General features: G+C 48.5%; 1 protein-coding gene. It reads left to right on the forward strand.

Annotation, left to right across the window (positions count from 1 at the left end):
• Nucleotides 1-103: 103 nt before the first annotated feature.
• Nucleotides 104-326 (forward strand): helix-turn-helix domain-containing protein (locus tag AC2A1E_RS24445; RefSeq protein WP_484385913.1); only part of this gene is annotated, 223 nt, incomplete at its 3' end.

Genomic DNA, 326 nt, shown 5'->3' on the forward strand with positions numbered 1-326 from the left:
CTAAATAGCTGTTCCAAATAGTAGATCACCACGAGGGAACTCAGTCCGATTTAAGCGATCTGATCAATCGCTGAATATCCCAAACCACCAACCGGACTGAGTTATGCCGATCATAGCACCAATATCCGATGCCGAAAGGTCTCTGATGCAAAAAACCATACAAAAAACAGACGATAAGAACCATGCTCGAAGACTCACGGCTATGCTGATGCTTCACCGTGGCGACACGCTCAGTGATGTTGCCAAAACGCTTTGCTGCGCGCGCTCATCGTTGGGACGCTGGGTTAATTGGTTCACGCTTTACGGTCTGGAAGGGTTGCAATCCT

Source organism: Serratia sp. HNCC26DJ206, from assembly GCF_057180605.1.